Genomic DNA, 26,922 nt, shown 5'->3' on the forward strand with positions numbered 1-26,922 from the left:
AGTGGCCGTCGACCTGCACGGACACACAGCTATAAATATTATCAGACTCGGCGGATTTTCGGAGATTTACCGTCTACGCCGAGTCGTGTCGGCCGCTGAGCCGACGCGCTACCCGCTGGAAAGTGCGTTTATCGAGGACCGCTCCCTCGCGCCGGACGTCCGCTGGATTGATGCGCACAACCCGGTCCACCTTGACCTCGCTGGGCCGGCCTTGGGGGTCCCAGGCACCGGTGCCGATGTCGACATAGTCATCCGCGCGATGACCGTTGTCGTGGTCTTTGCTGGTGAGCATCAGCCCCAGCAGCCAGCCGCCGTCGCGCCCTATCAGGAGGACCGGCCTGTCCTTGCCCCGCGAGAAGTCCTCTTCGTACGGGACCCAGGACCACACGATCTCACCGGGGTCCGGCTTGCCATCAGGGTTGGGTGAGTAGCGCGGAGAGACGCTGCCGCGGAAGTCGCCCGGATATGGCCGGGAAAGCTGACCGACGCCGGCCCCTGCGTTTCCGGGGCGGCTTGCGGCCGCTGCGGCCCGGGTTTTCGGTGGCTGGCTGGGGCTCGTGCCGGCGGGCAGCCCGACGATCCGTCGAAGGTAGCCCAGGGAGCCTTTGAGGAGCCTGCCGAGCAGGTGAGTGTCCGATGCCATGGCACCACCGTACTTTCCACTGACATGCCGTGTCGCCCACTGTGTTGCCCGGAATGAGGCGGCGCCCGATCACGGCGCCTGATCACAGTGCACAAGCGGCGTCGTGTTCATGGGAGACTATAAGTTCAGATATGCGGCATCGGCCGGATTGGTCCAAACCAGTCCGGGGTTTGGCCGTGTGAGTCTCGACAGTAAGGACCCTGCGTGTCTCCCATGGCCCGCACCGCACCGGTGCCCGCCGCGACAGATCCGGCCATCATCCGGAACTTCTGCATCATTGCCCACATCGACCACGGTAAATCCACCCTGGCCGACCGCATGCTGCAGTTCACCGGCGTCGTTAAGTCCCGCGACATGAAGGCCCAGTATCTGGACCGCATGGATATCGAACGCGAGCGTGGCATCACCATCAAGTCCCAGGCTGTGCGCATGCCCTGGGAACTTGACGGCACCAGCTACGCCTTGAACATGATCGATACCCCCGGCCACGTCGACTTCACCTATGAGGTCTCCCGTTCCCTCGCCGCCTGTGAAGGTGCAATCCTCCTGGTGGATGCGGCGCAGGGCATCGAGGCACAGACCCTGGCCAACCTGTACTTGGCGATGGAAAACAACCTCACCATCATCCCGGTGCTCAACAAGATCGACCTCCCTGCGGCCCAGCCCGAAAAGTACGCGGCCGAACTCGCCAACCTGATTGGCGGGGACCCTGAGGACGTGCTGCGCGTCTCCGGCAAGACCGGTATCGGCGTGGAGGCCCTCCTGGACAAGATCGTCCGCGATCTTCCTGCGCCCGTCGGCGACCCCGACGCCCCGGCGCGCGCCATGATCTTCGACTCCGTGTATGACACGTACCGCGGCGTGGTCACTTATGTCCGTGTGGTGGACGGCATGCTGCACCCGCGCGAGCGGATCCAGATGATGTCCACGCGCGCCACCCATGAGCTCCTGGAAATCGGTGTCAGCTCACCGGAACCCACCCCGTCCAAGGGGCTGGGCGTCGGCGAGGTAGGCTACTTGATCACCGGCGTAAAGGACGTCCGCCAGTCGAAGGTCGGCGACACCGTAACCAACATGGCCAAGCCTGCTTCGCAATCCCTCGCCGGCTACGCCGACGCCAAGCCCATGGTCTTCTCCGGCTTGTACCCCTTGGACGGCACGGATTATCCCGTGCTCCGGGATGCCCTCGAGAAGCTGATGCTTAACGACGCCGCCCTCGTCTACGAACCGGAGACGTCCGCCGCCCTGGGCTTCGGATTCCGCGTGGGCTTCCTTGGCCTCCTGCACCTGGAAATCACCCGTGAGCGCCTCGAGCGCGAATACAACCTCGACCTCATCTCCACCGCTCCCAACGTTGAGTACGAGGTCACTCTGGAGGACAAGCGGGTCGTGCACGTCACCAACCCGAGCGAGTACCCGACAGGCAAGATCGCAGAAGTGCGCGAACCGATGGTCTCCGCCACCATCCTTGCGCCCAACGAATTTGTGGGCGCCATCATGGAGCTGTGCCAGAGCCGCCGTGGCGTCATGGGAGGCATGGACTACCTTTCCGAAGACCGGGTGGAAATCCGCTACCGCCTCCCGCTCGCCGAGATCGTCTTCGATTTCTTCGACATCCTCAAATCCAAGACCCGCGGCTACGGTTCGCTTGACTGGAAGGCCGACGGCGACCAGGTTGCCGACCTTGTCAAGGTGGACATCATGCTCCAAGGGGAGCAGGTTGACGCGTTCAGCGCCATCACCCACCGGGACAAGGCCTATGCCTACGGCGTCATGATGACAAGCAAGCTGCGCGAACTCATTCCCCGCCAGCAGTTCGAGGTGCCCATCCAGGCCGCGATTGGCTCGCGCATCATTGCCCGCGAAAGCATCCGCGCCATCCGCAAGGACGTCCTTGCCAAGTGCTATGGCGGTGACATCACGCGTAAGCGCAAACTTCTGGAAAAGCAGAAGGAAGGCAAGAAGCGCATGAAGATGGTGGGCCGCGTGGAAGTTCCACAGGAAGCGTTCATTGCAGCCCTGACCACGGACGAATCCAAGGACAAGGCCAAGAAGTAATGGGGCTGTTCGCCCGGAACACTGCGGGACAGGCGCGTGCCCAAACGGCGTGCAGCGGCCGGGCACGGGGGGACCTCCGTGCCTAGCGTTCTTCCTCTCGGGGATCCGGCACCCGCGGACGGCCTCTTGCCACCGCAGGTGCTTGACGGCGTCGATTCACGCAAGTTCGGCCTGTACGTCCACATACCTTTCTGTGCCGTGCGTTGCGGATACTGCGACTTCAACACCTACACCGCCACGGAGCTTGGCGGCGGCGCCTCCCAGGACGCGTACGCGTCTACGGCCATCAAGGAAGTCGAGTTCGCCGTCCGGGCCTTGGAAGCCTCCGGCCTGCCCCAGCGGCCGCTGAGCACGGTCTTCTTCGGCGGTGGCACACCGACGCTGCTGCCAGCTGAAGACCTCGCACGGATCCTGGGGGCCGCCGTCGGGCACTGGGGATTGGAAGCAGGAGCCGAAGTCACCACTGAGGCGAACCCGGATTCTGTGACGCCGGAGTCCCTCCGACTGCTCGCCGACGCCGGATTTACGCGGATTTCATTCGGCATGCAGTCGGCCGTACCCCACGTGCTCAAAGTCCTGGACCGCACGCACACACCCAGCCGGGTTCCCTTGGTGGTCCAGTGGGCGCGCGACGCCGGGCTCGCCGTGAGCCTTGACCTCATCTACGGCACTCCCGGTGAGTCCATGGCTGACTGGCAGACCTCACTGGAGACTGCCTTGTCCTACGAGCCGGACCACATCAGTGCCTACGCGCTGATCGTGGAAGAGGGCACCAAGTTGGCGGCACAGATCCGGCGCGGCGAAGTGCCCGGAATCGACGACGACGACCACGCCGCCAAGTACGAACTCGCCGATCAGCTGATCAGCGCCGCCGGGCTGGACTGGTACGAGGTCAGCAATTGGTCCCGCACACCCGAACAAGCATGCAAACACAACCTTGCCTACTGGCGGGGAGACGATTGGTGGGGGATCGGGCCCGGCGCGCATTCCCATGTGGGCGGTGTCCGCTGGTGGAACGTCAAGCACCCCGCCGCATATGCAAACAGGCTCGGGGACGGGGTCTCGCCCGCCGCCGGACGGGAAACGCTCGACGCCGGAACCCGGGAAGTGGAACGCATCATGCTGGAGGCGCGCCTCGGCTCGGGATTGGAAGTCGACGCCTTGGATAAGGTCGGACGGCACGCCGTGGCAGGACTCATAGCCGACGGACTCGTAGAGCCCCAGGCAGCTTTCCGGGGACGGCTGGTCCTGACACTCAAGGGCAGGCTGCTCGCGGATGCCGTGGTCCGCCGGATCCTTCCGGACTAGCAGCACGGGCGGGAACGGGCATGGTTCCCGCGAAGGCGGCTACTTGATCCAGCGCAGGTTGAAGCGGTAGCGGTGCGGTTGTCCGTGGTTGACCCGGATTCCGGCTGATACCGAGAAGCATGTCACTGCCACCCAGATTGCCGTGGCAAGGACGGCGAACAGGTTTCCCACCACCGGGAGCATGACAAGGATGTTGGCCAGCACTGCGGCAATCGTCGGAGGCAAGGTGAAGTTCAGTGCTTCCTTGGATTCCTGTGCCGTGAACGGGCCACGTTCGCGGAAGATCAGGTAAATGAGCAGCGATGGCACGCAGCCAAGGATCCCGCCGAAATGCGCCAAGGTTGCCCATTGCCGGTCCTCAGAGGCGGTCAAGGGCAGCGCATTGGCAGGAACGCCGTGGTACTGGGACCGCCCGGAGGCGCCGTCCCGATCGTCAGGAGCGTTGTCTGCCACAGTTTCTTCCTTCGAGTAGCTATAGGTGCAGTGTTGCTGTCCCAGAATACTTGCTCGGCAAGCGATCAGCCGACCAAGCCCCGTGCCCTGGTCAGGTAATCCATCACGGGACGGTCAGGAAATCGATCACTTCCTCCACGCGACCCAGCAACGAGGCCTCCAAATCCGCGTAGCTACGTACGGCGCCCAGAAGTTTTTGCCAACCCAGTCCCACGTCTTCGGCAGTCTCATGCGGCCAGCCGAACGACTTCAGGATGCCGGTCTTCCAATCCGTGCCGCGCGCGACGGTCGGCCACCGCTCGATCCCCAGGGCGTTCGGGCGGATAGCCTGCCAGACGTCAACATAGGGGTGTCCTACGATCAGGACGTTTCCCGCGGCGCCCGGCAGGGTCATGGCGTCGGCCGCGATCCGCGACTCCTTCGAATCAGGTACCAAATGGTCCACGAGGATCCCCAGCCGGCGGCCGGGGCCGGGGGAGAAGGCGGCAATGGCCGCCTTGAGATCGTCCACACCGTGCAAGGGCTCGACGACGATGCCCTCCACCCGGAGATCGTCCCCCCAAACCTTCTCCACAAGTTCGGCGTCGTGCTTGCCTTCCACCCAGATCCGGCTTGCCTTGGCGACCTGGGCCCGCTGCCCAAGCACCCGGACCGATCCCGATGCCGTCCTGCCTGCTTGCGCCGCGCCCTTCGCGGCCGCGGCGCGTGGTGCCGGCGGCAGCAGCTTCACTGCTTGCCCCTCCAGCAGGAACCCAAAGCCGAGCCGGAACGATTTGGCCTTTCCCCGCCGATCCTCAAGCACCACAATGTGCATGCCTCCGGACTTCTCCACCCTGGTCACGGCCCCGACCCAGCCGGACTGGACGTCCTCGAGCACCATGCCCCGCTCAACAGCCACTTCAGGCAGCTGCCGCTTGGCCGGCGAGGAAAGGTCTTGCGGGCCCCAATTGTCGTAAGACACGGTCTTCACACCACTTTGCGCTAGGGGAGAGGTCACGGCCCGGGGCATTGACCCGGGCCGCGCGGGAATCATGTTCGCCGCGAGCGGTACCAATGCTAACAACGAGGTGGCTCATACTAGACTTGTTAGCACTTGGGCATGTTGAGTGCTAACTGTTGTTGGGATACCGGATTGTTGAGTACCGGCTGTTGAATGGAGGTGGGCAGTGAGCGAACCACGCAAGCTTGAAGTGTTACGCGCCATCGTGGAGGACTACGTTCACTCCCGGGAGCCCGTTGGCTCCAAAGCCTTGGTCGAACGGCATCATCTTGGAGTGTCGAGCGCCACCATCCGCAATGACATGGCCCTCCTGGAAGAAGAAGGCCTCATCGTTGCACCGCACACCAGTGCGGGCCGCATCCCCACGGACAAAGGCTACCGCCTGTTCGTCGACCGCATTTCCGAGGTCAAACCGCTTTCGGCGGCGGAGCGCAGGGCCATCCACTCGTTGCTTGAGGGACCCGACGACGTCGAGGACATCCTCGAACGCACAGTCCGGCTCCTCTCCCAACTGACCAACCAGGTCGCCGTCGTCCAGTATCCGCACCTGAGCCGCGCCCGCGTCCGGCACATCGAGTTCGTCCTTTTGACACCGCGCCAGGTCCTGGTGGTGTTGATCGCGGATTCGGGCAAAGTGGAACAGGGCGTCGTGCATGCCGCGGCGGACGCCACGGACGACGATCTCACGGCTTTGCGCGCGCGCTTCCTCGGAAGCATCGCCGGCTCCCAGCTCGACCTCATGCCGCAGGTCCTGCCCTCGGTGGTTGCTTTGTGCCAGCCCGCGCTTCGGAACCTTGCAGGCGCCCTTGCCCACGGTCTGCAACGGCTTGCCGACCGGAGCCGCGACGAACGAATGGTCATGGCAGGCACGGCAAACCTGGCCCGCTCCAACGTCGACTTCCCCCTGAGCATCGGTCCGGTCCTCGAAGCGCTCGAGGAGCAAGTGGTCATGTTGCGGCTGCTCTCGGACATGGCCGAGGATCCCCGGGGCGTCACGGTGAGCATCGGCCGGGAAAACCCTTATGACGGCCTCTCCGAGGCTTCGGTGGTTGCTACGGGGTACGGTCCAGGCAGCAGCGCCAAGATCGGCATTCTTGGACCCACCCGCATGGACTACCCGAACACCATGGCGGCCGTCCGCGCCGTCGCACGCTACCTTTCCCGCATTCTGGGCGACTGACGGCTTCGGCTCGCAACCGCCACGCAAGAAACGCAATAGAAACGTAAACAAGGAAGAGATACCGACTTTGAGCAGTCACTATGACGTTCTGGGCGTCTCGCCGGAAGCAACCGGCGAGGAGATCAAAAAGGCCTACCGCAAACTCGCACGTAAACTGCACCCCGATGTGAATCCCGGAGCCGGTGCTGCCGAGGAATTCAAAGCAGTGACCCACGCTTACGAGGTCCTCTCCGATCCCCAGAAGCGCCGCGTCTACGACGCCACCGGCAACGAAAACGGGACCGATAACGGTTTCGGCGGAGGCTACGCTGGCCAGGGATTCGCCTTCCAGGACATCTTCGACACCTTCTTCGGCGGAGGAGGCGGCGGGATGCAGGGCCCCGCTTCACGCACGCGCCGCGGGCAGGACGCCCTGATCAGTGTCCGTATTGACTTGCGCGAGGCAGTCTTCGGGGTCAACAAAAAGCTTGAGGTGGACACCGCTGTCATCTGTCCCACGTGCGAAGGCTCTTGCTGCCGTGCGGGCACCCACCCCGTGCGCTGCGACATCTGTGGCGGCTCGGGCCAGGTACAGCGGGCTGTGCGCTCGATTCTGGGCCAGGTCATGACGGCCGCTCCGTGTGGCTCGTGCGAAGGTTTCGGCTCGATCATCAAAGATCCTTGTAATGAGTGCAACGGCCAGGGCCGGATCCGCAGCCGCCGTTCGCTGACCGTCAAGGTGCCCGGCGGTGTCGCTACCGGCACCCGCATCCAGCTGTCGGCGCAAGGCGAAGCAGGTCCCGCAGGCGGCCCTCCCGGCGACCTCTACGTGGAGATCCGGGTCAACAACGATCCGACCTATATCCGTGAAGGCGACGACCTCCACGCAACGCTGAGCGTTCCCATGACTGCCGCGGCTTTGGGCACGGAGCTGCAGCTTGACACCTTCGACGGACCCCAGGAGATCGACGTCAAGTCCGGAACCCAGTCGGGCGAAGTCATCACCCTTCGTGGACTGGGCGTCACCCATCTCCGCGGCTACGGCAGGGGAGACCTCAAGGTGCACCTGCACGTCGAGACGCCCGGCAAGCTCGACGCCGCGCAGGAAGACCTGCTTCGCCAACTGGCCAAGTTGCGCGGAGAGCAGTTCACCGAGGGCAAGCTCGTGGCAAGCGGCGGCATGTTCGCGAAGCTCCGGGACAAGCTCGGTAACCTGTAGCGGTGAGCAACCCCGTATTCTTCACAGCAGCCGGAACCCTTGACGGCCTCGGCCCTGGCGACACCTTCGTGCTCGACGGCGCCGAGGCCAGGCACGCTGTCACAGTCAAGCGCCTGGAAATCGGCGAGGCCGTCGATATCGCCGACGGCAACGGAAAAAGGCTCACGGGCACCGTGACGGAATCCGGGCACGGAACTTTGACGGTGCGTGCCTCCGCTGTCCAGGAGGAACACCAGCCAGCCGTGCGGCTCGTGTTGGTCCAGGCCCTCGCGAAGGGCGACCGGGACGAGCTTGCCGTCGAGACGGCGACGGAACTCGGGATTGACGCGGTCGTGCCTTGGCAAGCGGAGCGCTCCATTGTCCGCTGGAAGGGTGACCGGGCCGCCAAATCGCACGCGAAGTGGCAATCCGTGGCTACCGCGGCTGCCAAGCAAGCGCGGCGCGCCTGGATTCCCGAGGTGCGTGCCGCCGTCGACGGCTCCGGCTTGGCTGCGGCCGTTGCCGCAGCCGACCTGGCGATCATCCTGCACGAGGACGCCAAGCATCCGCTGCGGGATGTGCTGGAGAAGTGGCAGGGCCGGATTTCCGACGCCGACGCAGGGGCGGCGCGCGAAGTCCTGCTTATTGTCGGTCCGGAGGGCGGTATTTCCCCGCGTGAAGTCACCAAGCTCAGCGACGTCGGTGCCGTCACCGCCCTCCTGGGCCACCACGTGCTTCGCTCGTCGACGGCGGGTCCCGCCGCCGTCGTGCTGGCCAGCGACATTCTGGGACGCTGGTAGCTCGCCGCAGCCATCGCGCCTGCCCACGCACGGCACTCCCGGCCGCTATTAATCAGCGGACGTTGAAGGACCGCGTATCCGTCGCAACATCGGCGTCGTTGGGACCAATCAAGGAGACCCGCAATTCATAGCGGCCCGCTCCGAGCCCCACGGTGAGGCTGAAGGCCCCGCCTTGCCCCGGAACAGTCGAAGCGGTGGTCTGTCCGGCCAGGTAAGGAGACTTGTCGCCGTTTGAGTTCTCGCGAAGGATTTGCCAATGCAGCTTCTTCGAGGGGTCCGTGCTTCGGCCGTTGAACTTGACCGGACCAGCAGCCAGGGTCACATCCTCCTGGGGGTCAATGATCCATACGGGCGCCACCACGTTCGCGTCGCGGACCATCGCATCGCCGAGTTTGACCTGCCCGAAGGCCATATAGTCTGTGTGCCCGTCCACCAGAACGGTCACTTTGATCTGTTGTCCGGCATCGATCAGGCCTGAGCTGGCCGCCGCCGCGGTTGCCGTATAGACCAGTTGCTGGACCGCTCGCTGCGCCATCCCGCCGTCGAGATTGGAATTGAACGCGTCGCGGGAAACATCGACCGTAACGACGTTCTTTCCGGAAATCGTCGTCTCCAGGCTGCTCGGATTCTGCCACGGCGTGAAGTAGTCGTGGTCCAGCGGCTTCTGGGACATCATGATGCGCAGAGCGGTGGTGATGGGGTTCTCGTTGCCTGGATTGTCACGGAATTCCCGGTAAAGATAGGTATCCGCGTCGCTGCGACCGATCCAATACACGGGGATCTTGTTTGAGGCCTGGGTCGTTTCGAGCGGAGCATTGCTGTCCGGGACCGCCTGCAACGCAACCGTCGGAGTGGGGAGCGGCGTCGTGGATCCCTGTACTGTGCGATCGGCGGTGCAACCCGCAAGGAACAAGGCAGCCGTCATTGCGGTCACAAGCATGGCGGAACGTTTCCGGATGCGAGTGCCGTGTGAAGTTCCGGCTGACCTGCTGATAATGGATTCCTGCTCGAGTTCGGCCCCTGTAGTGCGGGGACATGTGTAGTGCGGGGGCATGCGCCCGGTCACCGGGCACGGGGCATTTTTGCCCATGAATCAGCTTGTCATAGTCTCGCGGACGCCGGCCGGCAATTCGGCACTCCCGCCACCAACTGCAATGCGATTGATACGAGGTCGATGCCGAGTTGATACCAAAGCGGTAGGAATCGACCCCCTGCACCGCGAAAGGAAAGCGAAAGGACAGTGCAAGGTACGGTCCGAAACCACCCCGGACAATGGCTGGCGTAGGATTGAAAGCAATCCGAGGCCCGCGATCTTGCGCCTATCCAGCAACGGACCTCGGAGAAAGTCGAAGGACATAACCAAGCCGGAGGAGCACAGGCCGCAAGGCCAGCACTATGACAGAATCATTGAACGGGCGGCCCAAGGCCGGCAGCGTTGAGACAGGTCCGGCCGAGTTCCCGCACTCAGTCCCGGGCGCCCGGACGGAAGTTGTCATCTTCGACGACTCGGATCAGATGGTTCAGACCCTCGGCAGCCATGATGAGGCCTTGCGCTACATCGAGGCACAGTTCCCCGGCGTCGACTTTCATGTGCGCGGCAACGAGCTCTCCTTCAGCGGGCCATCGAGCGACGTTCCCCGGATCATGCGGCTTTTGGAAGAAGTCCGCGCCTTGGTGGTCAAGGGGACGGTCATCACCCCGGAGGTGCTCCAGCAGCTGGTTTCCCTGTTGCGGAGCCAAACCCTGCAAAACCCAGTGGAAGTCCTGACCCACAACATCCTTTCGAGCCGCGGGCGCACCATCCGACCCAAAACGCTGAACCAGAAAAACTATGTCGACGCCATTGACGACAACACGGTCATCTTCGGGATCGGACCTGCGGGCACCGGCAAGACGTACTTGGCGATGGCAAAAGCCGTTCAGGCACTGCAGCTCAAGGAAGTCAGCCGCATCATCCTCACGAGGCCAGCCGTCGAGGCAGGGGAGCGTCTCGGATTCCTGCCGGGAACGCTAAGCGACAAGATCGATCCATACCTGCGTCCCTTGTACGACGCCTTGCACGACATGATGGACCCGGAATCGATCCCGCGGCTCATGGCTGCCGGGACCATCGAGGTGGCACCGCTTGCATACATGCGCGGGCGCACGCTCAACGATGCGTTCATCATTCTCGATGAGGCCCAGAACACCACCGCCGAACAGATGAAGATGTTCCTGACCCGCCTGGGATTCGGCTCCAAGATGGTTGTCACGGGGGATATCACCCAAGTGGATCTGCCCTTCGGTGCCACCTCCGGGCTGCGCATCGTCCAGGAGATCCTCAGCGGGATCGAGGACGTGAACTTCACGATGTTGGACGCTTCCGACGTCGTCAGGCACCGGCTCGTCGCCGATATTGTGTCCGCCTACAGCAAATGGGATGAAAAGCACAGGGTGCGTGCCCAGCACACGCCCATCCACGACAAACGGGGAGAACACCGATGAGCATCGAGGTCAACAACGAGTCCGGCGTCCAGGTGGACGAGGCACAATTGGTGACACTTTCACGCTTCATCTTCGAGCGGCTCTACATCCACCCCCAGGCTGAACTTTCCATCCTGCTGGTGGATGAACCAGCCATGGAAAAGCTCCACATCGAGCTCATGGACGAACCCGGCGCTACCGATGTCCTGTCCGTCCCGATGGATGAGTTGACGCCGGGCACGCCAGGCAAGCCGACCCCGCAGGGCATGCTGGGCGACATCGCCATCTGCCCGCAAGTGGCCGAGGTACAGGCCCGCAATGCCGGTCATTCAACCCAGGATGAAATGCTCCTGCTCTGCACCCACGGAATCCTCCACCTCCTCGGTTTCGACCACGCCGAGCCGGAAGAAAAGGAAGAGATGTTCGGCCTGCAGCGTGAGCTGCTGTCCGCATTCCTCGGCAAGGATGCTCCCTTGGAGACCATGCAGTGACCTCACTCATCCTGGTCGGGATGGCGTTGGTTTTCCTCAGTTTCGTCGCGCTGCTCACCGCCGCGGAGGCTGCCTTCGCCTTCCTGCCGCGGCACGACGCCGAGCAAGCCATCGTCAAGAGCCGGGGGAATTCGCTTCGCAGTATCCTCGCCCAGCCAGTCGCGCACATTCGCGCGCTGCGCTTCTGGCGGGTCTGGTTCGAGATGGCCGCAGCAGTGGCCGTCGCCGTCGTCATGCATAGCCTCCTCGAGAACGTCTGGCTTGCCGGTTTGGCTGCGACGGGCATCATGGCCGTCATTGGTTTTGTCTTGGTGGGCGTTTCGCCCCGTCAGCTCGGACGCGCCCACTCAGGCAGCGTGGTTCTCTACTCGGCCCCGCTCATCAGGTTCCTATGCTGGATCCTGGGACCCATTCCCGGCTGGCTCGTTGCAATCGGCAGCACGGTGGCCCCGGGCGCGCCCAGCGGGGATGAAGCTTTCTTCAGCGAGGAAGAGTTCCGTGAACTCGTCGACAGGGCCACGGAATCCGACATGATCGAGGACAGCGAGGCCGAACTCATCCAGTCGGTCTTCGACTTCGGCGATACCCTGGTCCGCTCGGTCATGGTCCCTCGAACGGACATTGTGAGCATCGAGTCCGGATCGAGCCTGGAGCAGGCCATGGCCCTGTTCCTGCGTTCCGGGTACTCAAGAATCCCCGTTATCGGCGAGAACGCTGACCAGATCCGCGGGATCCTCTATTTGAAGGACGTCGCCGCCGCATTGCACCGCCCGGAACAGCCGTCAGTGCGCCAGGACATTGATGCGATCGCCCGCGAGGCGCGTTTCGTTCCTGAATCAAAGCCGGTAAGCGACCTCCTCAGCGAGCTTCAGCAAGAAACCACGCACGTCGCTGTAGTCATTGACGAATACGGCGGAACTGCAGGACTCGTGACGCTGGAAGACCTCATTGAGGAAATCGTGGGGGAGATCGTCGATGAATACGACTCCAACGATGCGGAGGTCACCGACTTGGGCGATGGCACGTACCGGGTCAGTTCACGGATGAGCATCGACGACCTCGGCGAACTTTTCGACATTGACCTCGACGACGACGAAGTGGACACAGTGGGCGGGCTCCTTGCCAAGACCCTCGGCAAAGTGCCGATCGTCGGAAGCGCGGTGGAGGTGGATGGGATCTCCTTGAAAGCCGATAGGCTGGAAGGCCGGCGAAACCGGGTCAGCCATATCATTGCGGCAGCCATTCCAAAAGAAGAAACTGACCTTGGAGACCTTCTCGACGAGGCCGACACAACGCAACAGGGAGTTCCACGTGAGCAAGCACAATAAGAAGTTCGACGCCGATCAGGACTTCGGCGGCTTTCACGCAGGTTTCTCTGTTCTAGTGGGCCGTCCCAATGCCGGCAAGTCCACCCTCACCAACGCTTTGGTGGGGCAGAAGGTTGCCATCACGTCGGCAAAGCCGCAAACCACGAGGCACACCATCCGCGGCATCGTTCATCGTGACGATGCCCAACTGATCCTCGTCGACACTCCGGGCCTGCACCGCCCGCGCACCCTCCTTGGGAAGAGGCTCAACGATCTCGTCGCTGACACCCTCTCCGAAGTGGATGCCATTGGGTTTTGCCTGCCCGCCAACGAGAAGATCGGACCGGGAGACAGGTACATCGCGGCCCAGCTCGCCGCCGTCGGACGCAAGCCCGTCATCGCCCTGGTCACCAAGACCGACTTGGTGGACCGCCAGGCCTTGACCGAGCAGCTCCTGGCTGTAGCCGAATTGGGCCGCGAAGTCCTCGGCGAAAAAGGCTGGGCTGATATCGTCCCGGTGTCCGCGGCCGACGGCTTCCAAGTCAATACTGTCGCCGACGTGCTCATCAGCCACATGCCTCCTTCTCCGCCCCTCTACCCGGACGGCGAGCTCACCGATGAACCGGAGGCGGTCATGGTCGCAGAACTTATCCGGGAAGCAGCTTTGGAAGGCGTACGCGACGAGCTTCCGCACTCCCTCGCCGTGGTGGTGGAGGAAATCCTGCCCCGCGAAGGCCGCTCGGAAGACAACCCGCTCCTCGACGTCCGGGTCAATCTATACGTTGAGCGCCCGTCCCAGAAGGCCATCATCATCGGCAAGGCCGGGAGCCGGCTGCGCGAGGTCGGAACGAACGCCCGCAAGGGCATAGAGGCACTCCTGGGAACCAAGATCTACCTCGACTTGCACGTGAAAGTGGCGAAGGACTGGCAGCGCGATCCGAAGCAACTCGTAAAGCTGGGATTCTAGCCGCCGGGGAATTTCCCAGATTGGGACCTTAAGATGGTCCGAATCCCATTTTCCGAGGAAAGGTCTAGCGAGTCGTGCGACGTCGCGATGCACGCGTACAGGAGCCCGGCACCATTGGTGGCCGCGGCGCTGCACGCCACGGGGAAACGCCCGGCACCCCCCGCCACATGAATGCTCCGAAGGGCCTCCCGCTCTGGCTCAAGGTCACTGCCGTGACGGTGTCCCTGCTGATGGTCGGCGGTATCGCTTTCGCCGCTTACTGGGTTGTCCGCCTGCAGTCGAACATCAGCAAAGCGCCTTTGTCGGCAGGCGCTCCCAGGACCGAGGCCGTTGCGAACGATGCTACGGACCGTCTGCAGATCCTCATCCTCGGGTCGGATACCCGGGACGGTAAGAACTCCGAATACGGTTCGACGCAGGATTCCACCGGCTACGGCCAGTCGGATGTCATGATGCTCCTTGACATTTCGGCGGACAACAAAAGGGTGAGCCTCACCAGCATTCCCCGCGATCTCCTCGTGGATGTCCCGGCATGCACTGATCCCAAAACGAATACCCTGTATCAACCCCATTCCAACGTCATGATCAACTCGGCCATGGCAGAGGCGGGGATCGGTTGCGCCGTAGACACAGTAAACAAACTCACTGGACTGCAAATCGATCACTTCATGATGGCCGACTTCAACGCGGTCAAGGAACTGTCCAATGCCGTGGGCGGCGTCAGCGTCTGCGTGAGCGATGCTGTGTTCGATCCTGACTCCGGGCTCCGCCTTCCCAAGGGGACATCAACTGTCCAGGGGGAGCAGGCTTTGTCCTTCCTCCGCACCCGCCACGGCTTTGGCGATGGAAGCGACCTCGGCCGCATCCAGGCGCAGCAGGGCTTCCTCTCCTCGCTGACCCGGAAGATCAAGTCCGACGGCACCCTGGGCAATCCGCAAAGCCTCCTGTCCATCGCAGATGCCGTGACAAAGAACCTGACCGTCGATGACGGCCTGGCGTCCGTACAGTCGCTCCTGACTATCGGGAGCCGCCTCAAGGACGTCGACTTGTCCAAGGTCGCGTTCGTTTCGGTTCCCACCGAGCCCGCCGCCGTCGATCCCAACAGGCTCCAATTGGTTCAACCACAGGCTTCCCAGTTGTTCGCGGCCATGCGCGCGAACCTGGACCTGACCACCCCGGGGGCTACAGCCAGCGCTTCGCCTGCGGCAACAGGTGCACAACCCAGCAGCCCCGCGACGACGCCGAGCGCTCCCGCCGTTCCCGCGTACGACAAGGCCCTTCAGCAAGTGACGGTTGCCGACGGTACAGGCATCGCATCCCGCGGCCAGGAAATCGCCGCCACCCTGCGTGACGGCGGATTCACGAAAGCTTCACACTTCCTTGCGGCCGCCACACCCAAGACCGCTGTCTATTACGGGGCCGGCTACGCCGACGTCGCTTCGGATATCGCGAACCTCCTGGGGATCCCGGCCTCGCAAGTAGAACCCTCCCAGGGTCTGGTCGGAGTCCAGGTCTATCTCGGCAGCGACTTCGATTCCGGGACCAAGTACGGAGTAGCCTCCGTACCCTCGAATGTCGTCAAGCAGACCGCAGGTGACGTGAAATGCCAGGCGGTCAACCCGGCACTCGTCACCAGGTAGCGTTGGGCACCACCGAGGACATAGCGAAGGGAGCGGTCATCAGCGGATTGCATGGTGATAACCGCTCCCTTCCGTTGAGTGGCGCCGGCTACCAGATGCTGACGCGGTCCTCCGGCGACAGCCACATTCCATCCCCGGCTTCCACCGCAAACGCCTCTTGGAACGAGTCCAGGTTCTTGGCGATGGCATTGGTCCGGAACTCGTTGGGGGAGTGTGGGTCCGTAGCGACGCGCCGGATGGCTTCCTCAGGACGGATGACCTGGCGCCATCCGGCAGCCCACGACATGAAGAAGCGCTGCTGGCCTGTCAGGCCGTCGAGGACAGGCGGTTCCGCACCGTCAAGGCTCAGGAGGTAAGCCTTGTAGGCGATGGTCAGGCCGCCCAGATCGCCGATGTTCTCGCCGAGCGTGAGCTTCCCGTTGACCTTGTGCTCAGGAGCCGCATAGGGGGCCAAGGCGTCGAATTGGGCCACGAGCTTGGCCGTCAGCCCTTCGAAGGCCTTGCGGTCCTCCTCCGTCCACCAGTTCCGAAGCGCTCCGCTTCCGTCGAACTGGGAGCCTTGGTCATCGAAGCCGTGGCCGATCTCATGGCCGATGATGGCGCCGATGCCTCCGTAGTTGACGGCGTCGTCGGCCTCCGCCGTAAAGAAGGGCGGTTGCAGGATCGCGGCCGGGAAGACAATCTCGTTCAGCATCGGGTGGTAGTACGCATTGACTGTTTGCGGAGTCATCAGCCACTTGTCGAGGTCGACCGGCTTGCCGACTTCGTCCAGGTGACGGTCGACGTCGGCGTTGTGCGCGCGCTCGACGTTCCCCAAAAGGTCACTCGGGTCGATCTCGACGGCCGAATAGTCGATCCACTTGTCCGGGAAACCAATCTTGGGCCGGAAGGCCTCCAGCTTTTTCAAGGCTTCAGCCTTGGTGTCCTCGCCCATCCAGTCGAGCGCCGTGATGCTCTCCCGGTAAGCCTCGATCAGTTTGGCGACCAGCGTCTGCATCCTGGCCTTGTAACCTTCGGGGAAGTGGCGCTCCACATAGATTTGGCCAACGGCCTCGCCAAGGGCTGCTTCGACGACGGCGACCCCGCGCTTCCAGCGGTCCTTGTTCTGTGGCGTGCCGCTGAGGGTGGTGCCGTAGAAATCGAAGTTCGCGTCAACGAACTCCGAGGAGAGATAGGGAGCGGCAGCGTTGAGCACACGCAGCGCCAACCATTCCTGCCACACGGCAAGCGACTCGGACCCGACCAGGGCGGCGGCGCCGGTAAAGAAATCGGGCGTACTTACCACCAGCTCGGTGAATTTGGCTTCCTCAACCCGGGCGGACTCGAACCAGGCGTCAAGGTACGGGAACAGGTCACGGCACTCTTCCACGGACTTGAGGTTGTAGGTTTTCTGCGGATCGCGGAGGGTGACGTTGTCCCAATGGTGCGAGGCAAGGGCTTTTTCAAAGGCGACAACGCGCGCGGCGGCACCGTCCGCGTCGGGAATCCCTGCCAGTCCGAAGAGCTTGGCGACGTATTTCGCATATGCGCTAACGATCGCTTCGAACTTCTCCTCCCGGTAATACGACTCGTCGGGAAGGCCCAGGCCGCCCTGGCCGATGTACAACAGGACCCGGTCCGGGTTCCCGGCGTCGGGAGCGGGGTAGATGGAGAAGAGGCCGGATACATCCGAGCGGAACAGCCTCCCGGTCAGGGCAACCACTTCGGCCGGCGAAGCCGTGGCAAAGACCTCCGCGAGGCGGCCGCGGATAGGTTCCATGCCTTTGGCCTCGATGGCTTCCTCGTCCATGAAGCTGTTGTAGAGCCCGCCCACCTTGCGTTCGATGCCGCTCGCGCCCTCACCCTTTGCCGCAGCTTCCTCGATGATCGCTTTGACTGCAAGTTCGGCGCCATCCCGCAACGCGGTGAACGTTCCCTCCAGCGGTCGGTCATCAGGGATGACCGTCGACTTCAGCCACGCCCCATTGACGTGCTGGTAAAGGTCGTCCTGCGGCCGAACGCTTTCATCGATGTTGGACAGTGTGATCCCCGACTGTGGCACAAGAACTCCTTCGGACGACGGGCGGAACCGGCTCACCACCGCTCCCGTGTCTGCATAGTGGACGTTGCTTCTGGTATTGCATTGTCATCATACGCACCCGTGTTACTCTCAAATGGTGCGTGCAGGAATGCTTCTCCTTAGCTGCCGCGGCGGGGCCTCGAAGGCGATCATTCGCTAGGCCAACCCTCGCTGCGGAGTTAGCTATGCCCGGCCAATCTTCCATCAAAGATTAAGAGAAAAGGCCCAAGTCATGCGCAACGCACAAAAGCCCTCGGGAATGCCCGTTCACCGGTACCTGCCGTTCCAGGAATTGATAAACGTCGAGCTGCCGGACCGCACCTGGCCGGACAAGGTCATCACCAAGGCTCCGCGCTGGTGCGCAGTGGACTTGCGGGACGGCAACCAAGCCCTGATCGACCCCATGAGCCCGGCGCGCAAGCTGAAGATGTTCCAGCTGCTGGTAAAAATGGGCTACAAGGAAATCGAGGTCGGCTTCCCCTCAGCTTCGCAGACCGACTTCGACTTCGTACGCCAGCTCATCGAGGGCGGCCACATTCCGGATGACGTCTCCATCCAGGTCCTGACCCAGGCACGTGAACACCTGATCGAGCGCACCTACGAATCGCTCGTAGGAGCCAAGCAGGCCATCGTCCACCTGTACAACTCCACCTCGGTCCTGCAGCGACGGGTCGTGTTCAACCAGGACGAGGACGGCATCCTGGACATCGCCCTCCAAGGTGCCCGCTTGTGCAAGAAGTACGAGGAGACCCTCACGGACACCCACATCACGTACGAGTACTCCCCGGAGTCCTTCACCGGCACGGAGCTTGAGTACGCAGCTCGGGTGTGCAACGCGATCGCCGACGTCTTCGAAGCATCAGCGGACAAGCAGGTCATCATCAATCTGCCGGCCACAGTGGAAATGGCCACGCCCAACGTCTACGCGGATTCCATCGAGTGGATGCACCGGAACCTGCATCCCCGTGACGGCATCATCATTTCCCTCCACCCACACAACGACCGGGGCACGGGCGTTGCTGCCGCAGAGCTGGGCTACCTCGCCGGCGCCGACCGCATCGAAGGCTGCTTGTTCGGCAACGGCGAACGTACGGGCAACGTTGACCTGGTCACCCTGGGCCTGAACATGTTCGTCCAAGGAGTCGATCCGATGATCGACTTCTCGGACATCGACGAAGTCCGTCGGACCGTTGAGTACTGCAACCAGTTGCCCGTCCCCGAACGTTCACCGTATGGCGGCGATCTGGTGTTCACTGCGTTCTCCGGTTCGCACCAGGACGCCATCAAGAAGGGTTTCGAAGCCCTCGAAAAGGACGCTGCCGCTGCAGGCAAGGCCGTGGACGAGTTCACGTGGCAGGTGCCGTACCTGCCAATCGATCCCAAGGACCTAGGCCGCAGCTACGAGGCCGTCATCCGCGTCAACTCCCAGTCCGGCAAGGGTGGTGTGGCCTACTTGCTCAAGAACGAGCACAGCCTGGACCTGCCGCGCCGGGCACAAATCGAATTCTCCGGCGTCATCCAGCACCGCACCGACACCGTGGGCGGTGAAGTCAGCGGTGCCCAGCTGTGGGCGATGTTCCAGGACGAGTACCTGCCGTCCAGCACTGCCGACGGGCAGTGGGGACGCTATTCGCTGGGTTCCATCCGCACCGAAACCGAGGAGTCCGGAGACCTTACCCTGCATGCGGCCCTGCGCGTTGACGGCACGGTGGTCCAGCGAACCGGAACGGGCAACGGACCGATCGCCGCCATGCTGGACATCCTGCGTCAAGACGGAGTGGATGTACGCGTCCTGGACTACACGGAACATGCGCTTTCCGAAGGTGGCAGCGCCTCCGCCGCAGCATATGTGGAATGCGCCGTTGGTGAGCGCGTCCTTTGGGGCGTCGGCATCGATCCCAACACAAGCACCGCGGCACTCAAGGCAGTCATCTCTGCAGTGAACCGTGCCATCAGGGCGGTCCGGGCATAGCCATTTGCCGTGCGGTGCCTCCAACACGGCGCCGCACGGCTTCGCCGGAACCGAGAAGGCCCGGTGTAGTGCGAAGATTAACTGTGGCCAATCCTTCGTCGTTCGCAGCGCGCTCCTACCGGGACGATGCCGTGGTGCTGCGCACCCACAAGCTCGGCGAAGCGGACCGCATCATCACTTTGCTGACAAAACACCATGGCCAAGTACGGGCCGTTGCCAAGGGCGTACGGCGTACCAGTAGCCGCTTTGGTGCCCGCCTGGAGCCGTTCATGGTGGCTGACCTGCAATTGGTCTCCGGCCGTACCCTGGACATCGTCACCCAGGCCGTCGCCAAGGGAGCCTACGGGGGCCCCATCGCAGCAGATTACTCCCGGTACACCGTCGCCGCTGCCATGACGGAAACGGCAGAAAAACTGACAGACGCCGACGCCGATTCGGGAACGGCCCAATACAACCTCCTGGTCGGGGCTCTTGCCGCATTGAGCCGTTCCGACCACCCGCCGGAACTCATTCTTGACTCCTACCTGCTCCGCGCTTTGGCAACCGGCGGCTGGGCGCCCAGTTTCACGGATTGCGCCCGCTGCGGGGCAACAGGCCCCCACTCGGCTTTCTCCGCTCCCTTGGGCGGAATGGTCTGCCACGACTGCCGCCCTCCTGGATCGCCTGCGCCCGCTCCCGAGACCGTCGTTTTGCTGGGCGCGCTGCTGACGGGGGACTGGGTCGCTGCGGATGCGTCCGAGACAGCGAATCGCCGCGAGGCCGCCGGTTTGGTGGCGAGTTACCTGCAATGGCATCTTGAACGAGCATTGAAGTCCCTCAAACATGTGGAGAGAACCTGACGTGGCACTCGGAAAAAACAAGGCGACAACGACGCGGTCCACCCCGGTGAGTGCCCCCTACCCACATCCATCAGGCGCCCGGCCGCCAGCCATCCCTGCCGAATTGGTGCCGCGGCACGTGGCCATCGTCATGGACGGCAACGGCCGCTGGGCGAACCAACGCGGCTTGCCGCGCATCGAGGGTCACAAGGCCGGGGAGCCTGCCCTGCTGGACGTGATGGCGGGCGCGATCGAACTGGGCATCAAGTACGTCAGTGTCTACGCTTTCTCCACCGAAAACTGGCGCCGTTCCCCTGAAGAAGTCCGCTTCCTCATGGGATTTAACAAGGACGTACTACGTCGACAGCGCAACCAGCTCGACGAATGGGGCGTGCGGATCCGCTGGGCAGGACGGCGGCCCAAGCTGTGGGGTTCCGTCATCAAGGAGCTGGAGGCAGCGGAGGAATTCACGCGCGGCAACGACACCTGCACCTTGACCATGTGCGTCAACTACGGCGGCCGCGCTGAAATTGCCGATGCTGTGGCCGCTATTGCCCAAGATGTTGCTGATGGTGCCCTGAAGCCCGGCTCCGTCACGGAGAAGACCATCCAGAGGTACCTCGATGAACCGGACCTTCCGGATGTGGACCTGTTTCTGCGAAGCTCCGGTGAGCAGCGGCTCTCAAACTTTCTCTTGTGGCAATCCGCCTACGCGGAGTTCGTCTTCATGGACACACTGTGGCCCGATGTCGACCGCAGGACCTTGTGGGACGCCGTCGAGATCTACGCGAAAAGGGACCGCCGCTACGGAGGCGCGGTTGACGCTGCGGCATCCCGGTGACCGCAGTCACCGATTTGGCACGAGCGTGCTGCGAAAGCGCCTAATCAGGGTAGGAAGCAAGCCAGATGGCGACGTCCCGGTAGGCCTGCTGCCGCACGGTACGCCGTGACAGGAAGACATCGTGGAGCGCGCCCGGATACCGGAATACCGCTGTGCGGCGCCCGAGTCCCAAGGCCCGCCGGGCCGTCTGCTCGACGTCGATCACGGCGTCGACGCGCATAAGCTCCGCGGTCCACTCGGCCTGGATCCGGGTCCGGCCGGAAAGCAGCACCAGAACCGGAGCGTCGATATCGAGTTTGCGTTCGACGGCGGCGTGGCCCGCCAGGACTGCCTTTGTCCACCCGGCACGTATCGGGAAGGAAGCCCGCGGCCTCCATTCCGGATCAAGGGTCCACTCGCCGTGGGCGACGTCGCTCACGCTTTCCCAGTAGGCCGGCATCTCCGGGAAACGGAAGGGCCGCTTCGGGTCGGTGCGTGCAAACGGCTCGACGACGTGCATCGCGATGCTGCGGATCAGGCTGCTTCCCTGGAGCTCCAGCCACGGAGAATTCAATGTGAGCGTGGCAATGCGGCCGGGATTGCGGTCAGCCCAGAGCGCCGCGATCAGGCCGCCCAGCGAATGGGCCAGGAGGTGGATGGTCGGGGCCTCCGCGCTGCCAGTCAGCTCGGCGACGTCCCGCCGGATGGCGAGCAGGGCGGAGTCGAGGTCTTCGTCATAGACCGACAGGTCGGTGGTATAGCCGGGAGTCTGGCCGGGCCGCAGGCTCCGCCCGAACTTGCGCAGGTCAAGGGCATAGAAATGGAGCCCTGAGGCGGCCAGGAATTCGGCTAGTTCCGTCTGCATGAAGTAGTCGGCCCAACCGTGGAGATACAGCACCACCCTCGGTGGCCCTTCGGTGACGGGAATGTCCCGCCGGCGCCGGCGGGTGAACCCCGTCAAGGCATCCAGAAGCCCGTGCGGCACCGACAGTGCGGCCACCGGGCGCACGTGCCTGACAAGGGTGGCACAGACCGGTCCCTCTTCGTCCGGTGGGAGTTCGAGCTCCAAGGCCTCGAAACCACCGCCCAGGAAGTCCTGTTGCCAGACGGGCAACCCCAGTTCCGTCGTCATGGCGCTTCCCCGGCTTGTCCGCCCGCGCGGCCTTGCTGACGTTCCGTCCGTGACCCATAGGTGATATACCCGTGAATCCAACGGGCAAGCCTGTCGTAGGCATCGGCACGCACTGGACCGGCGGACAGGAAAACGTCGTGGAGGCCGCCATCCACCCGTTCCAGGGTGACGGTCCGGCCAAGGGTCATGGCACGGACGGCCATGGTGTTGACGTCCAGGACGGCGTCCGAATGCCGCATGGACTCCTGCCAGACCATGCCGTTGGCACTCGCTCCGGATATCAAGACAAGGATCGGGATGTCTATTCTCAGCCCGCGGGCCACCCTCGTGTGGCCGCTGAGGACCGCACTGAGCCAGCCGGCCCGCATGGGAAAGGCCAAAGGCGGCCGGTATCTGTCGTCGAGGACCCATTCGCCTTCGGCCGAGCTGCTGATGCTGCGGTAATAGAATCCCCGTTCGGGCAGGCGCAGGATTGTCGTAGGCCGGAACCGTGCGAGCGGCTTCACCATGGCCTGTGCGGCGCGGCGGACCATGGAACTTCCGTGCATTTCCAGCCACGGGCTATTGAGTACGAGGTATTGCACAGAGCCAGGGTGGCTGCTGGCCCACAAGGCGGCCACGAGGCCTCCGGTGGAATGTCCCATGAGCGTCAACGAGCCGGGCTCCCGGCCAGGCTGATCCGCGGAACGGATCGTATCGATGGCCTTGCCTATTTCGGCGTCATAGTCATCCAGGTGCTCCACGTAACCGCCAGGGCTATCCGCTTGCAGGCTGCGGCCGTGGTTGTGCATGTCCAAGGCGTAGAAACGGAAGCCTTGAGCCGTCCAAAACTCCGCCAGGGCAACGTTGAAAAAGTAGTCGCTCCATCCGTGGAGGAACAGGACCGAGCGGTTGGCCGGCCGAAGGAAGCCGCCGTCGCTGTTGCCGGGGAGCTCACGCGGGACATGACGGACCAGCGTTGCCCGCCGGACGACTCCATCAGGTCCGGCCGCCTCGAATGCGCAACTTTCGAAGTCCGCACCGAGGATATCGGTCTGCCACTCCATGGGAACAGCTTAGACACTCGCCGCAGCATCGCGCCCGGCCGCACGTCCGGAGAACAGGCAACCACCGAGGAACGTTCCTTCCAATGCCCGGTAGCCGTGGATTCCTCCCCCGCCGAAACCGGCAGCCTCTCCTGCCGCGTATAGTCCCGGGACTGGATCTCCGGAAACCCCCAGGACGCGTGAACGAAGGTCCGTTTGAAGTCCGCCGAGGCTCTTGCGTGTCAGGACAGAGAGCCGGACAGCCACGAGCGGGCCGTGTTGCGGGTCGGTGAGCCGGTGTGGAGGAGCCACCCGCATGATCTTGTCGGTGGCGAATCGCCGGGCCGCCCGGATCGCGGCCAGCTGGGGATCCTTGCCCAGCCCGCTCGCCACTTGCCGGTCCCGGTCCTGGACGAGTGAATCGAGCAGGCCCGGATCTATCAGGGCTGAGCCTGTCAGGGAGTTCATTTTCCCGGCGAGCTCGGTGGCTGTTGCCGCTTGCAGGAAGTCCACGCCGTGGTCCAGGAAGATCCGCAATGGGGAATCGCCGCCGGGATTGAGCCTGGAGGCGAGGAGCCTGATGTCCTTGCCCGTGAGGTCCGGGTTCTGTTCCGATCCTGAGAGGGCGAACTCCTTCAGGGCGATGGTGCGGTTGCACACGAACCACGAATGTCCATGTCCGCTCGCCAGGATATGCCTCAGGGCGCCCAGCGAGTCGAAGCCAGGAAACAGCGGAGCCGGCAACTGCCGACCCGTCGCGTCAATCCACAGCGCGGACGGACCAGGCAGTATGCGGATCCCGTGCGACGGCCATACAGGGGAGTGGTTGTGGATGCCTTCAGGGTAGTGCCACATACGGTCGCCATTGATGAGCTTTCCGCCGGCGGCTCCGGCGGCAGCGAGGAACCCGCCGTCAACGGATGCGGGCACGCCGCTCAGCAGGTGCTCCGGCGCGTTACCGCCGGGCCATTGCCTCCGCACCATGGCGTGGTTCCCGCCGATTCCGCCGGTGGTCACGATGATCGCTCCCGCTGACGCCTCAAAGCGCCCGACGGCGGTCCTCGAGGACGCTTCGCCGCGTCCGGCTCCGGACGCCTCAAGGATCTCGCCGCCGACCCCGGTGACGCGGCCCGCCGTCGTCGTCATGTGGCTGGCGCGATGCCGGAAGTGGAACGCTATCCTTCCGCGGGCCACGCCCTCGTTGACCTTCGCCAGGAACGGTTGCACGACGCCGGGTCCCGTGCCCCACGTGACGTGGAACCGCGGGACAGTGTTGCCGTGGCCTTGCGGACCATAGCCGCCCCGTTCGGCCCACTGAACCAAGGGAAAGATCCGGATGCCAAGGGCGCTCAGCCACCGTCGCTTCTCGCCGGCGGCAAAATCCACATAGGCTTCCGCCCAGCGCCGCGCCCAGGAGTCCTCCGACCGGTCAAAGCCCGCCGACGCCAGCCAGTCGTTCAAGGCAAGCTCAGGGCTGTCCTTGACACCCAGCCTCCGCTGCTCGGGAGAGTCGACTAGGAACAAGCCGCCAAAAGACCAGTGCGCCTGGCCGCCCACGGAAACGGGGGGTTCCTGGTCCAGGACGGCCACCCGTTTGCCGTGGGCATAGGCCTGGGCGGCGGCGACCAGCCCCGACAGTCCTGCCCCAACGACGACGACATCAGCTTCAATGGTTGCCTGGGAGTGAACTCCATCACGCGCATTGCTCGGCATTCGTACATGCTACCGCCCGGTAACTGCCTTGGTTTGGTACGCGACCCGTAAACCGGAAAACTAGGGTCATGCGCGTTTATCCCACATTCTTCAAGTTGGCCTTCTCCTGGATGGATGCCGAAAAGGCCCACAAGATCGGATTCCAGGCAATCCGTTTTGCACACCGCTCAGGCGCAGGACGCGTTCTTGCCAAAATCACGGCCCCACACCCCTCCTTGCGCACGGAGGCTTTCGGGCTGACGTTCCCGTCGCCGTTTGGCCTTGCGGCGGGCTTCGACAAAGAAGGCCACGGAATCGAAGCCCTCGCCGAACTGGGCTTCGGCCACGTGGAAGTAGGCACGATCACCGGCCAAGCGCAGCCCGGCAACGAGAAGCCACGGCTTTTCCGCCTGATCGAGGACAAGGCCGTGATCAACCGCATGGGCTTCAACAACGACGGCGCAGCTGCCGTGGCCCCGCGGCTCAAGGCTGCACGGGCGGCGCTGCAGCGAACACATCCGGGCGTCCGTCCCGTCATCGGAGTCAACATCGGCAAGACCAAGCTCGTCGAGCTCGACGACGCAGTTGAGGACTATTTGGTGAGCGCCCGCAGCCTGGCACCCGCCGCCGACTACCTGGTGGTCAATGTCAGCTCGCCCAACACACCGGGACTGCGCCTGCTCCAGAACGTCGAAACGCTTCGCCCCCTCCTGCGCGCTGTCGGTGACGCGGCGGACGAGTCCGCCGGGCGCCATGTGCCGCTGCTCGTCAAGATCGCACCGGATCTGAGCGACGAAGACGTGGACGACGTCGCCCGCCTGGCCCTGGACCTCAAGCTCGACGGCATCATTGCCACCAACACCACCATCGGCCGGGAAGGCTTGGTTTCCGATCCGGGCAAGGTGGACGCGTGCGGCCCTGGCGGACTCTCCGGCGCCCCGCTCAAGGAGCGTTCGCTCGCGGTATTGCGCCGTCTGAAGGCCGCGGTGGGGGAGGGCCTCGTGCTCATTGCCGTTGGCGGGGTGCAGTCGGCGGCCGATGTCCAGGAGCGGCTCGACGCCGGCGCGACCCTCGTGCAGGGATATACAGCGTTCCTCTACGAAGGTCCGTTCTGGGCCGCAGGCATCAACAAAGCCCTCGCGAAGCGTCGCCGCTAGGCAGGTGGCCTGGCCTACCAAGCACGGGCAAACAAAAAGACCCTGGAACAGCTGTTCCAGGGTCTTTTTGGTTCGTAGGGTCTTTTGTTTGGTAGGACTCGGGTCCTTGGCGATCCGGGACCTTAAGCGGGGTACTGGCCCCGCTGCACCTGCGGCTTCGGAAGGCGCAGGCGACGGAATTGCAGGGAACGCATGCTGCCGTACCAGACGGTTCCGCGTTCGACGTCGCCGAACTTCTGCGCCAGGCCCTTGCGCAACTTGCGGGAAAGGACGAACACATCCACGAAGACCGCGAGGAACATGACCCAGAAGCCGATCAACACGTAGCTGAGGATGTTGCTTCCTGAAGGAATGACGAAGGAGATGACCACAAACAGCAGGGCACCGAACATCAAGTACTCACCCAGGCTGAAGCGGGCATCGACAAAGTCGCGCGCAAAACGCTTCTGGGGTCCCTTGTCCCGCAGCGGCAGGTACTTTTCATCCCCCGTATCCAAGGCCTGGCGCATCTTCATGCGCTGGTCCTGCACGGCGATGCGCTCAGCTTCTTTCGAAGCCTTGCGGTCCGTCGGCACGAGGGGGCGCTTGCGGGCCGCTTCCTGCTCCTTGCGCTTGGGCGTGGGCGCGCCCTTGCCAGCGCCCTTCACGGCGGGATCGGCTGCAAGCTGGTCTACTGGGTCTTGAGCGCTCAGCTCATCCTTTTTACGTCCAAACACCAATACAGAATACCCCGCAGGAACCCCGCGAAAGCCGACGTGAC

General features: G+C 63.5%; 23 protein-coding genes. 14 read left to right on the plus strand and 9 right to left on the minus strand.

Annotation, left to right across the window (positions count from 1 at the left end; translation table 11 throughout):
* Nucleotides 1–73: 73 nt before the first annotated feature.
* Nucleotides 74–643: a type II toxin-antitoxin system PemK/MazF family toxin gene (locus J2S96_RS02905; RefSeq protein WP_306859665.1), complete on the minus strand. Its 570-nt coding sequence runs from the start codon at nucleotides 641–643 to the stop codon at nucleotides 74–76.
* Nucleotides 644–847: 204 nt separating this feature from the next.
* Here J2S96_RS02905 and lepA point away from each other — a divergent pair, with 204 nt between their 5' ends.
* Both lepA and hemW read left to right on the plus strand, forming a co-directional pair.
* On the plus strand, nucleotides 848–2,701 hold the full coding sequence (gene lepA / locus J2S96_RS02910; protein WP_306859667.1) for a translation elongation factor 4: 1,854 nt from the start codon (nucleotides 848–850) through the stop codon (nucleotides 2,699–2,701).
* 78 nt (nucleotides 2,702–2,779) lie between these two features.
* Complete coding sequence (gene hemW / locus J2S96_RS02915) at nucleotides 2,780–4,009, plus strand: radical SAM family heme chaperone HemW (protein ID WP_306859669.1); 1,230 nt, start codon at nucleotides 2,780–2,782, stop codon at nucleotides 4,007–4,009.
* Nucleotides 4,010–4,048: 39 nt separating this feature from the next.
* Here the strand turns inward: hemW and J2S96_RS02920 are convergent, their stop codons facing one another.
* Complete coding sequence (locus J2S96_RS02920) at nucleotides 4,049–4,462, minus strand: DUF4870 domain-containing protein (protein ID WP_306859671.1); 414 nt, start codon at nucleotides 4,460–4,462, stop codon at nucleotides 4,049–4,051.
* Nucleotides 4,463–4,565: 103 nt separating this feature from the next.
* Nucleotides 4,566–5,423 (minus strand): DUF3097 family protein, encoded by an 858-nt coding sequence (locus J2S96_RS02925; protein ID WP_306859673.1) that lies wholly within the window; start codon nucleotides 5,421–5,423, stop codon nucleotides 4,566–4,568.
* 205 nt (nucleotides 5,424–5,628) lie between these two features.
* Here J2S96_RS02925 and hrcA point away from each other — a divergent pair, with 205 nt between their 5' ends.
* The 3 genes from hrcA (at nucleotide 5,629) to J2S96_RS02940 (ending at nucleotide 8,619) form a co-directional block, all read left to right on the plus strand.
* Entirely contained in the window at nucleotides 5,629–6,642 is a 1,014-nt protein-coding gene (gene hrcA, locus J2S96_RS02930) for a heat-inducible transcriptional repressor HrcA (protein ID WP_306859675.1), read from the plus strand.
* A gap of 67 nt (nucleotides 6,643–6,709) precedes the next feature.
* Complete coding sequence (dnaJ, locus tag J2S96_RS02935; protein WP_306859676.1) at nucleotides 6,710–7,840, plus strand: molecular chaperone DnaJ; 1,131 nt, start codon at nucleotides 6,710–6,712, stop codon at nucleotides 7,838–7,840.
* A 2-nt stretch (nucleotides 7,841–7,842) separates the two neighbouring features.
* Nucleotides 7,843–8,619 (plus strand): 16S rRNA (uracil(1498)-N(3))-methyltransferase, encoded by a 777-nt coding sequence (locus J2S96_RS02940; RefSeq protein ID WP_306859678.1) that lies wholly within the window; start codon nucleotides 7,843–7,845, stop codon nucleotides 8,617–8,619.
* Between the two features lie 52 nt (nucleotides 8,620–8,671).
* Here J2S96_RS02940 and J2S96_RS02945 read toward each other — a convergent pair whose 3' ends face one another.
* Nucleotides 8,672–9,559, minus strand: coding sequence for a GerMN domain-containing protein (locus tag J2S96_RS02945; RefSeq protein WP_306859680.1), 888 nt, complete (start codon nucleotides 9,557–9,559; stop codon nucleotides 8,672–8,674).
* A gap of 455 nt (nucleotides 9,560–10,014) precedes the next feature.
* Between J2S96_RS02945 and J2S96_RS02950 the strand changes: the two genes are divergently transcribed.
* The 5 genes from J2S96_RS02950 to J2S96_RS02970 all read left to right on the plus strand — a co-directional run bounded on the left by J2S96_RS02950 (nucleotide 10,015) and on the right by J2S96_RS02970 (nucleotide 15,487).
* The gene (locus J2S96_RS02950; RefSeq protein ID WP_306859682.1) at nucleotides 10,015–11,103 is read left to right on the plus strand and encodes a PhoH family protein; all 1,089 of its coding nucleotides are present in this window, start codon (nucleotides 10,015–10,017) and stop codon (nucleotides 11,101–11,103) included.
* On the plus strand, nucleotides 11,100–11,573 hold the full coding sequence (gene ybeY / locus J2S96_RS02955) for an rRNA maturation RNase YbeY (protein ID WP_269992052.1): 474 nt from the start codon (nucleotides 11,100–11,102) through the stop codon (nucleotides 11,571–11,573). Before J2S96_RS02950 ends, ybeY begins: the two co-directional genes overlap by 4 nt.
* Complete coding sequence (locus tag J2S96_RS02960; RefSeq protein ID WP_306859684.1) at nucleotides 11,570–12,901, plus strand: hemolysin family protein; 1,332 nt, start codon at nucleotides 11,570–11,572, stop codon at nucleotides 12,899–12,901. The genes ybeY and J2S96_RS02960 overlap by 4 nt, the downstream gene beginning before the upstream one ends.
* Nucleotides 12,885–13,847: a GTPase Era gene (era, locus tag J2S96_RS02965; RefSeq protein ID WP_306859686.1), complete on the plus strand. Its 963-nt coding sequence runs from the start codon at nucleotides 12,885–12,887 to the stop codon at nucleotides 13,845–13,847. Before J2S96_RS02960 ends, era begins: the two co-directional genes overlap by 17 nt.
* Nucleotides 13,848–13,921: 74 nt before the next feature.
* The gene (locus J2S96_RS02970; RefSeq protein ID WP_306859688.1) at nucleotides 13,922–15,487 is read left to right on the plus strand and encodes an LCP family protein; all 1,566 of its coding nucleotides are present in this window, start codon (nucleotides 13,922–13,924) and stop codon (nucleotides 15,485–15,487) included.
* A gap of 88 nt (nucleotides 15,488–15,575) precedes the next feature.
* On the opposite strand, the gene J2S96_RS02975 is transcribed toward J2S96_RS02970, so the two are convergent.
* On the minus strand, nucleotides 15,576–17,528 hold the full coding sequence (locus tag J2S96_RS02975) for a M13 family metallopeptidase (RefSeq protein WP_306859690.1): 1,953 nt from the start codon (nucleotides 17,526–17,528) through the stop codon (nucleotides 15,576–15,578).
* A gap of 250 nt (nucleotides 17,529–17,778) precedes the next feature.
* On the opposite strand from J2S96_RS02975, the gene leuA reads away from it, so the two are divergent.
* The 3 genes from leuA (at nucleotide 17,779) to J2S96_RS02990 (ending at nucleotide 21,177) form a co-directional block, all read left to right on the plus strand.
* Nucleotides 17,779–19,518 (plus strand): 2-isopropylmalate synthase, encoded by a 1,740-nt coding sequence (leuA, locus tag J2S96_RS02980; protein ID WP_306859692.1) that lies wholly within the window; start codon nucleotides 17,779–17,781, stop codon nucleotides 19,516–19,518.
* A 68-nt stretch (nucleotides 19,519–19,586) separates the two neighbouring features.
* On the plus strand, nucleotides 19,587–20,357 hold the full coding sequence (gene recO, locus J2S96_RS02985; RefSeq protein WP_306859694.1) for a DNA repair protein RecO: 771 nt from the start codon (nucleotides 19,587–19,589) through the stop codon (nucleotides 20,355–20,357).
* Nucleotide 20,358: 1 nt separating this feature from the next.
* A complete protein-coding gene (locus tag J2S96_RS02990) occupies nucleotides 20,359–21,177 on the plus strand; it encodes an isoprenyl transferase (protein WP_306859696.1) in 819 nt (272 codons plus the stop codon).
* Between the two features lie 40 nt (nucleotides 21,178–21,217).
* Here the strand turns inward: J2S96_RS02990 and J2S96_RS02995 are convergent, their stop codons facing one another.
* The 3 genes from J2S96_RS02995 to J2S96_RS03005 are packed head-to-tail and all read right to left on the minus strand — an operon-like array spanning nucleotide 21,218 to nucleotide 25,026.
* Nucleotides 21,218–22,288: an alpha/beta hydrolase gene (locus J2S96_RS02995; protein WP_306859698.1), complete on the minus strand. Its 1,071-nt coding sequence runs from the start codon at nucleotides 22,286–22,288 to the stop codon at nucleotides 21,218–21,220.
* Nucleotides 22,285–23,334 (minus strand): alpha/beta hydrolase, encoded by a 1,050-nt coding sequence (locus J2S96_RS03000; protein WP_306859700.1) that lies wholly within the window; start codon nucleotides 23,332–23,334, stop codon nucleotides 22,285–22,287. The genes J2S96_RS02995 and J2S96_RS03000 overlap by 4 nt, the downstream gene beginning before the upstream one ends.
* Before the next feature lie 9 nt (nucleotides 23,335–23,343).
* Entirely contained in the window at nucleotides 23,344–25,026 is a 1,683-nt protein-coding gene (locus J2S96_RS03005; RefSeq protein ID WP_306859702.1) for an FAD-binding dehydrogenase, read from the minus strand.
* Nucleotides 25,027–25,094: 68 nt separating this feature from the next.
* Here J2S96_RS03005 and J2S96_RS03010 point away from each other — a divergent pair, with 68 nt between their 5' ends.
* Complete coding sequence (locus J2S96_RS03010) at nucleotides 25,095–26,162, plus strand: quinone-dependent dihydroorotate dehydrogenase (protein ID WP_306859704.1); 1,068 nt, start codon at nucleotides 25,095–25,097, stop codon at nucleotides 26,160–26,162.
* 122 nt (nucleotides 26,163–26,284) lie between these two features.
* On the opposite strand, the gene J2S96_RS03015 is transcribed toward J2S96_RS03010, so the two are convergent.
* The gene (locus J2S96_RS03015; protein ID WP_306859706.1) at nucleotides 26,285–26,878 is read right to left on the minus strand and encodes a DUF3043 domain-containing protein; all 594 of its coding nucleotides are present in this window, start codon (nucleotides 26,876–26,878) and stop codon (nucleotides 26,285–26,287) included.
* Nucleotides 26,879–26,922: the final 44 nt, after the last annotated feature.

The organism is Arthrobacter bambusae (genome assembly GCF_030812595.1).
Lineage (GTDB): Bacteria > Actinomycetota > Actinomycetes > Actinomycetales > Micrococcaceae > Arthrobacter > Arthrobacter bambusae_B.

Coding starts and splice junctions, on each gene's coding strand:
- J2S96_RS02905 (WP_306859665.1), bottom strand. CDS start 643: ATGGCATCGGACACTCACCTGCTCGGCAGGCTCCTCAAAGGCTCCCTG.
- J2S96_RS02945 (WP_306859680.1), bottom strand. CDS start 9,559: ATGCTTGTGACCGCAATGACGGCTGCCTTGTTCCTTGCGGGTTGCACC.
- J2S96_RS02950 (WP_306859682.1), top strand. CDS start 10,015: ATGACAGAATCATTGAACGGGCGGCCCAAGGCCGGCAGCGTTGAGACA.
- ybeY (WP_269992052.1), top strand. CDS start 11,100: ATGAGCATCGAGGTCAACAACGAGTCCGGCGTCCAGGTGGACGAGGCA.
- leuA (WP_306859692.1), top strand. CDS start 17,779: ATGCGCAACGCACAAAAGCCCTCGGGAATGCCCGTTCACCGGTACCTG.
- J2S96_RS02995 (WP_306859698.1), bottom strand. CDS start 22,288: ATGACGACGGAACTGGGGTTGCCCGTCTGGCAACAGGACTTCCTGGGC.
- J2S96_RS03000 (WP_306859700.1), bottom strand. CDS start 23,334: ATGGAGTGGCAGACCGATATCCTCGGTGCGGACTTCGAAAGTTGCGCA.
- J2S96_RS03005 (WP_306859702.1), bottom strand. CDS start 25,026: ATGCCGAGCAATGCGCGTGATGGAGTTCACTCCCAGGCAACCATTGAA.
- J2S96_RS03010 (WP_306859704.1), top strand. CDS start 25,095: ATGCGCGTTTATCCCACATTCTTCAAGTTGGCCTTCTCCTGGATGGAT.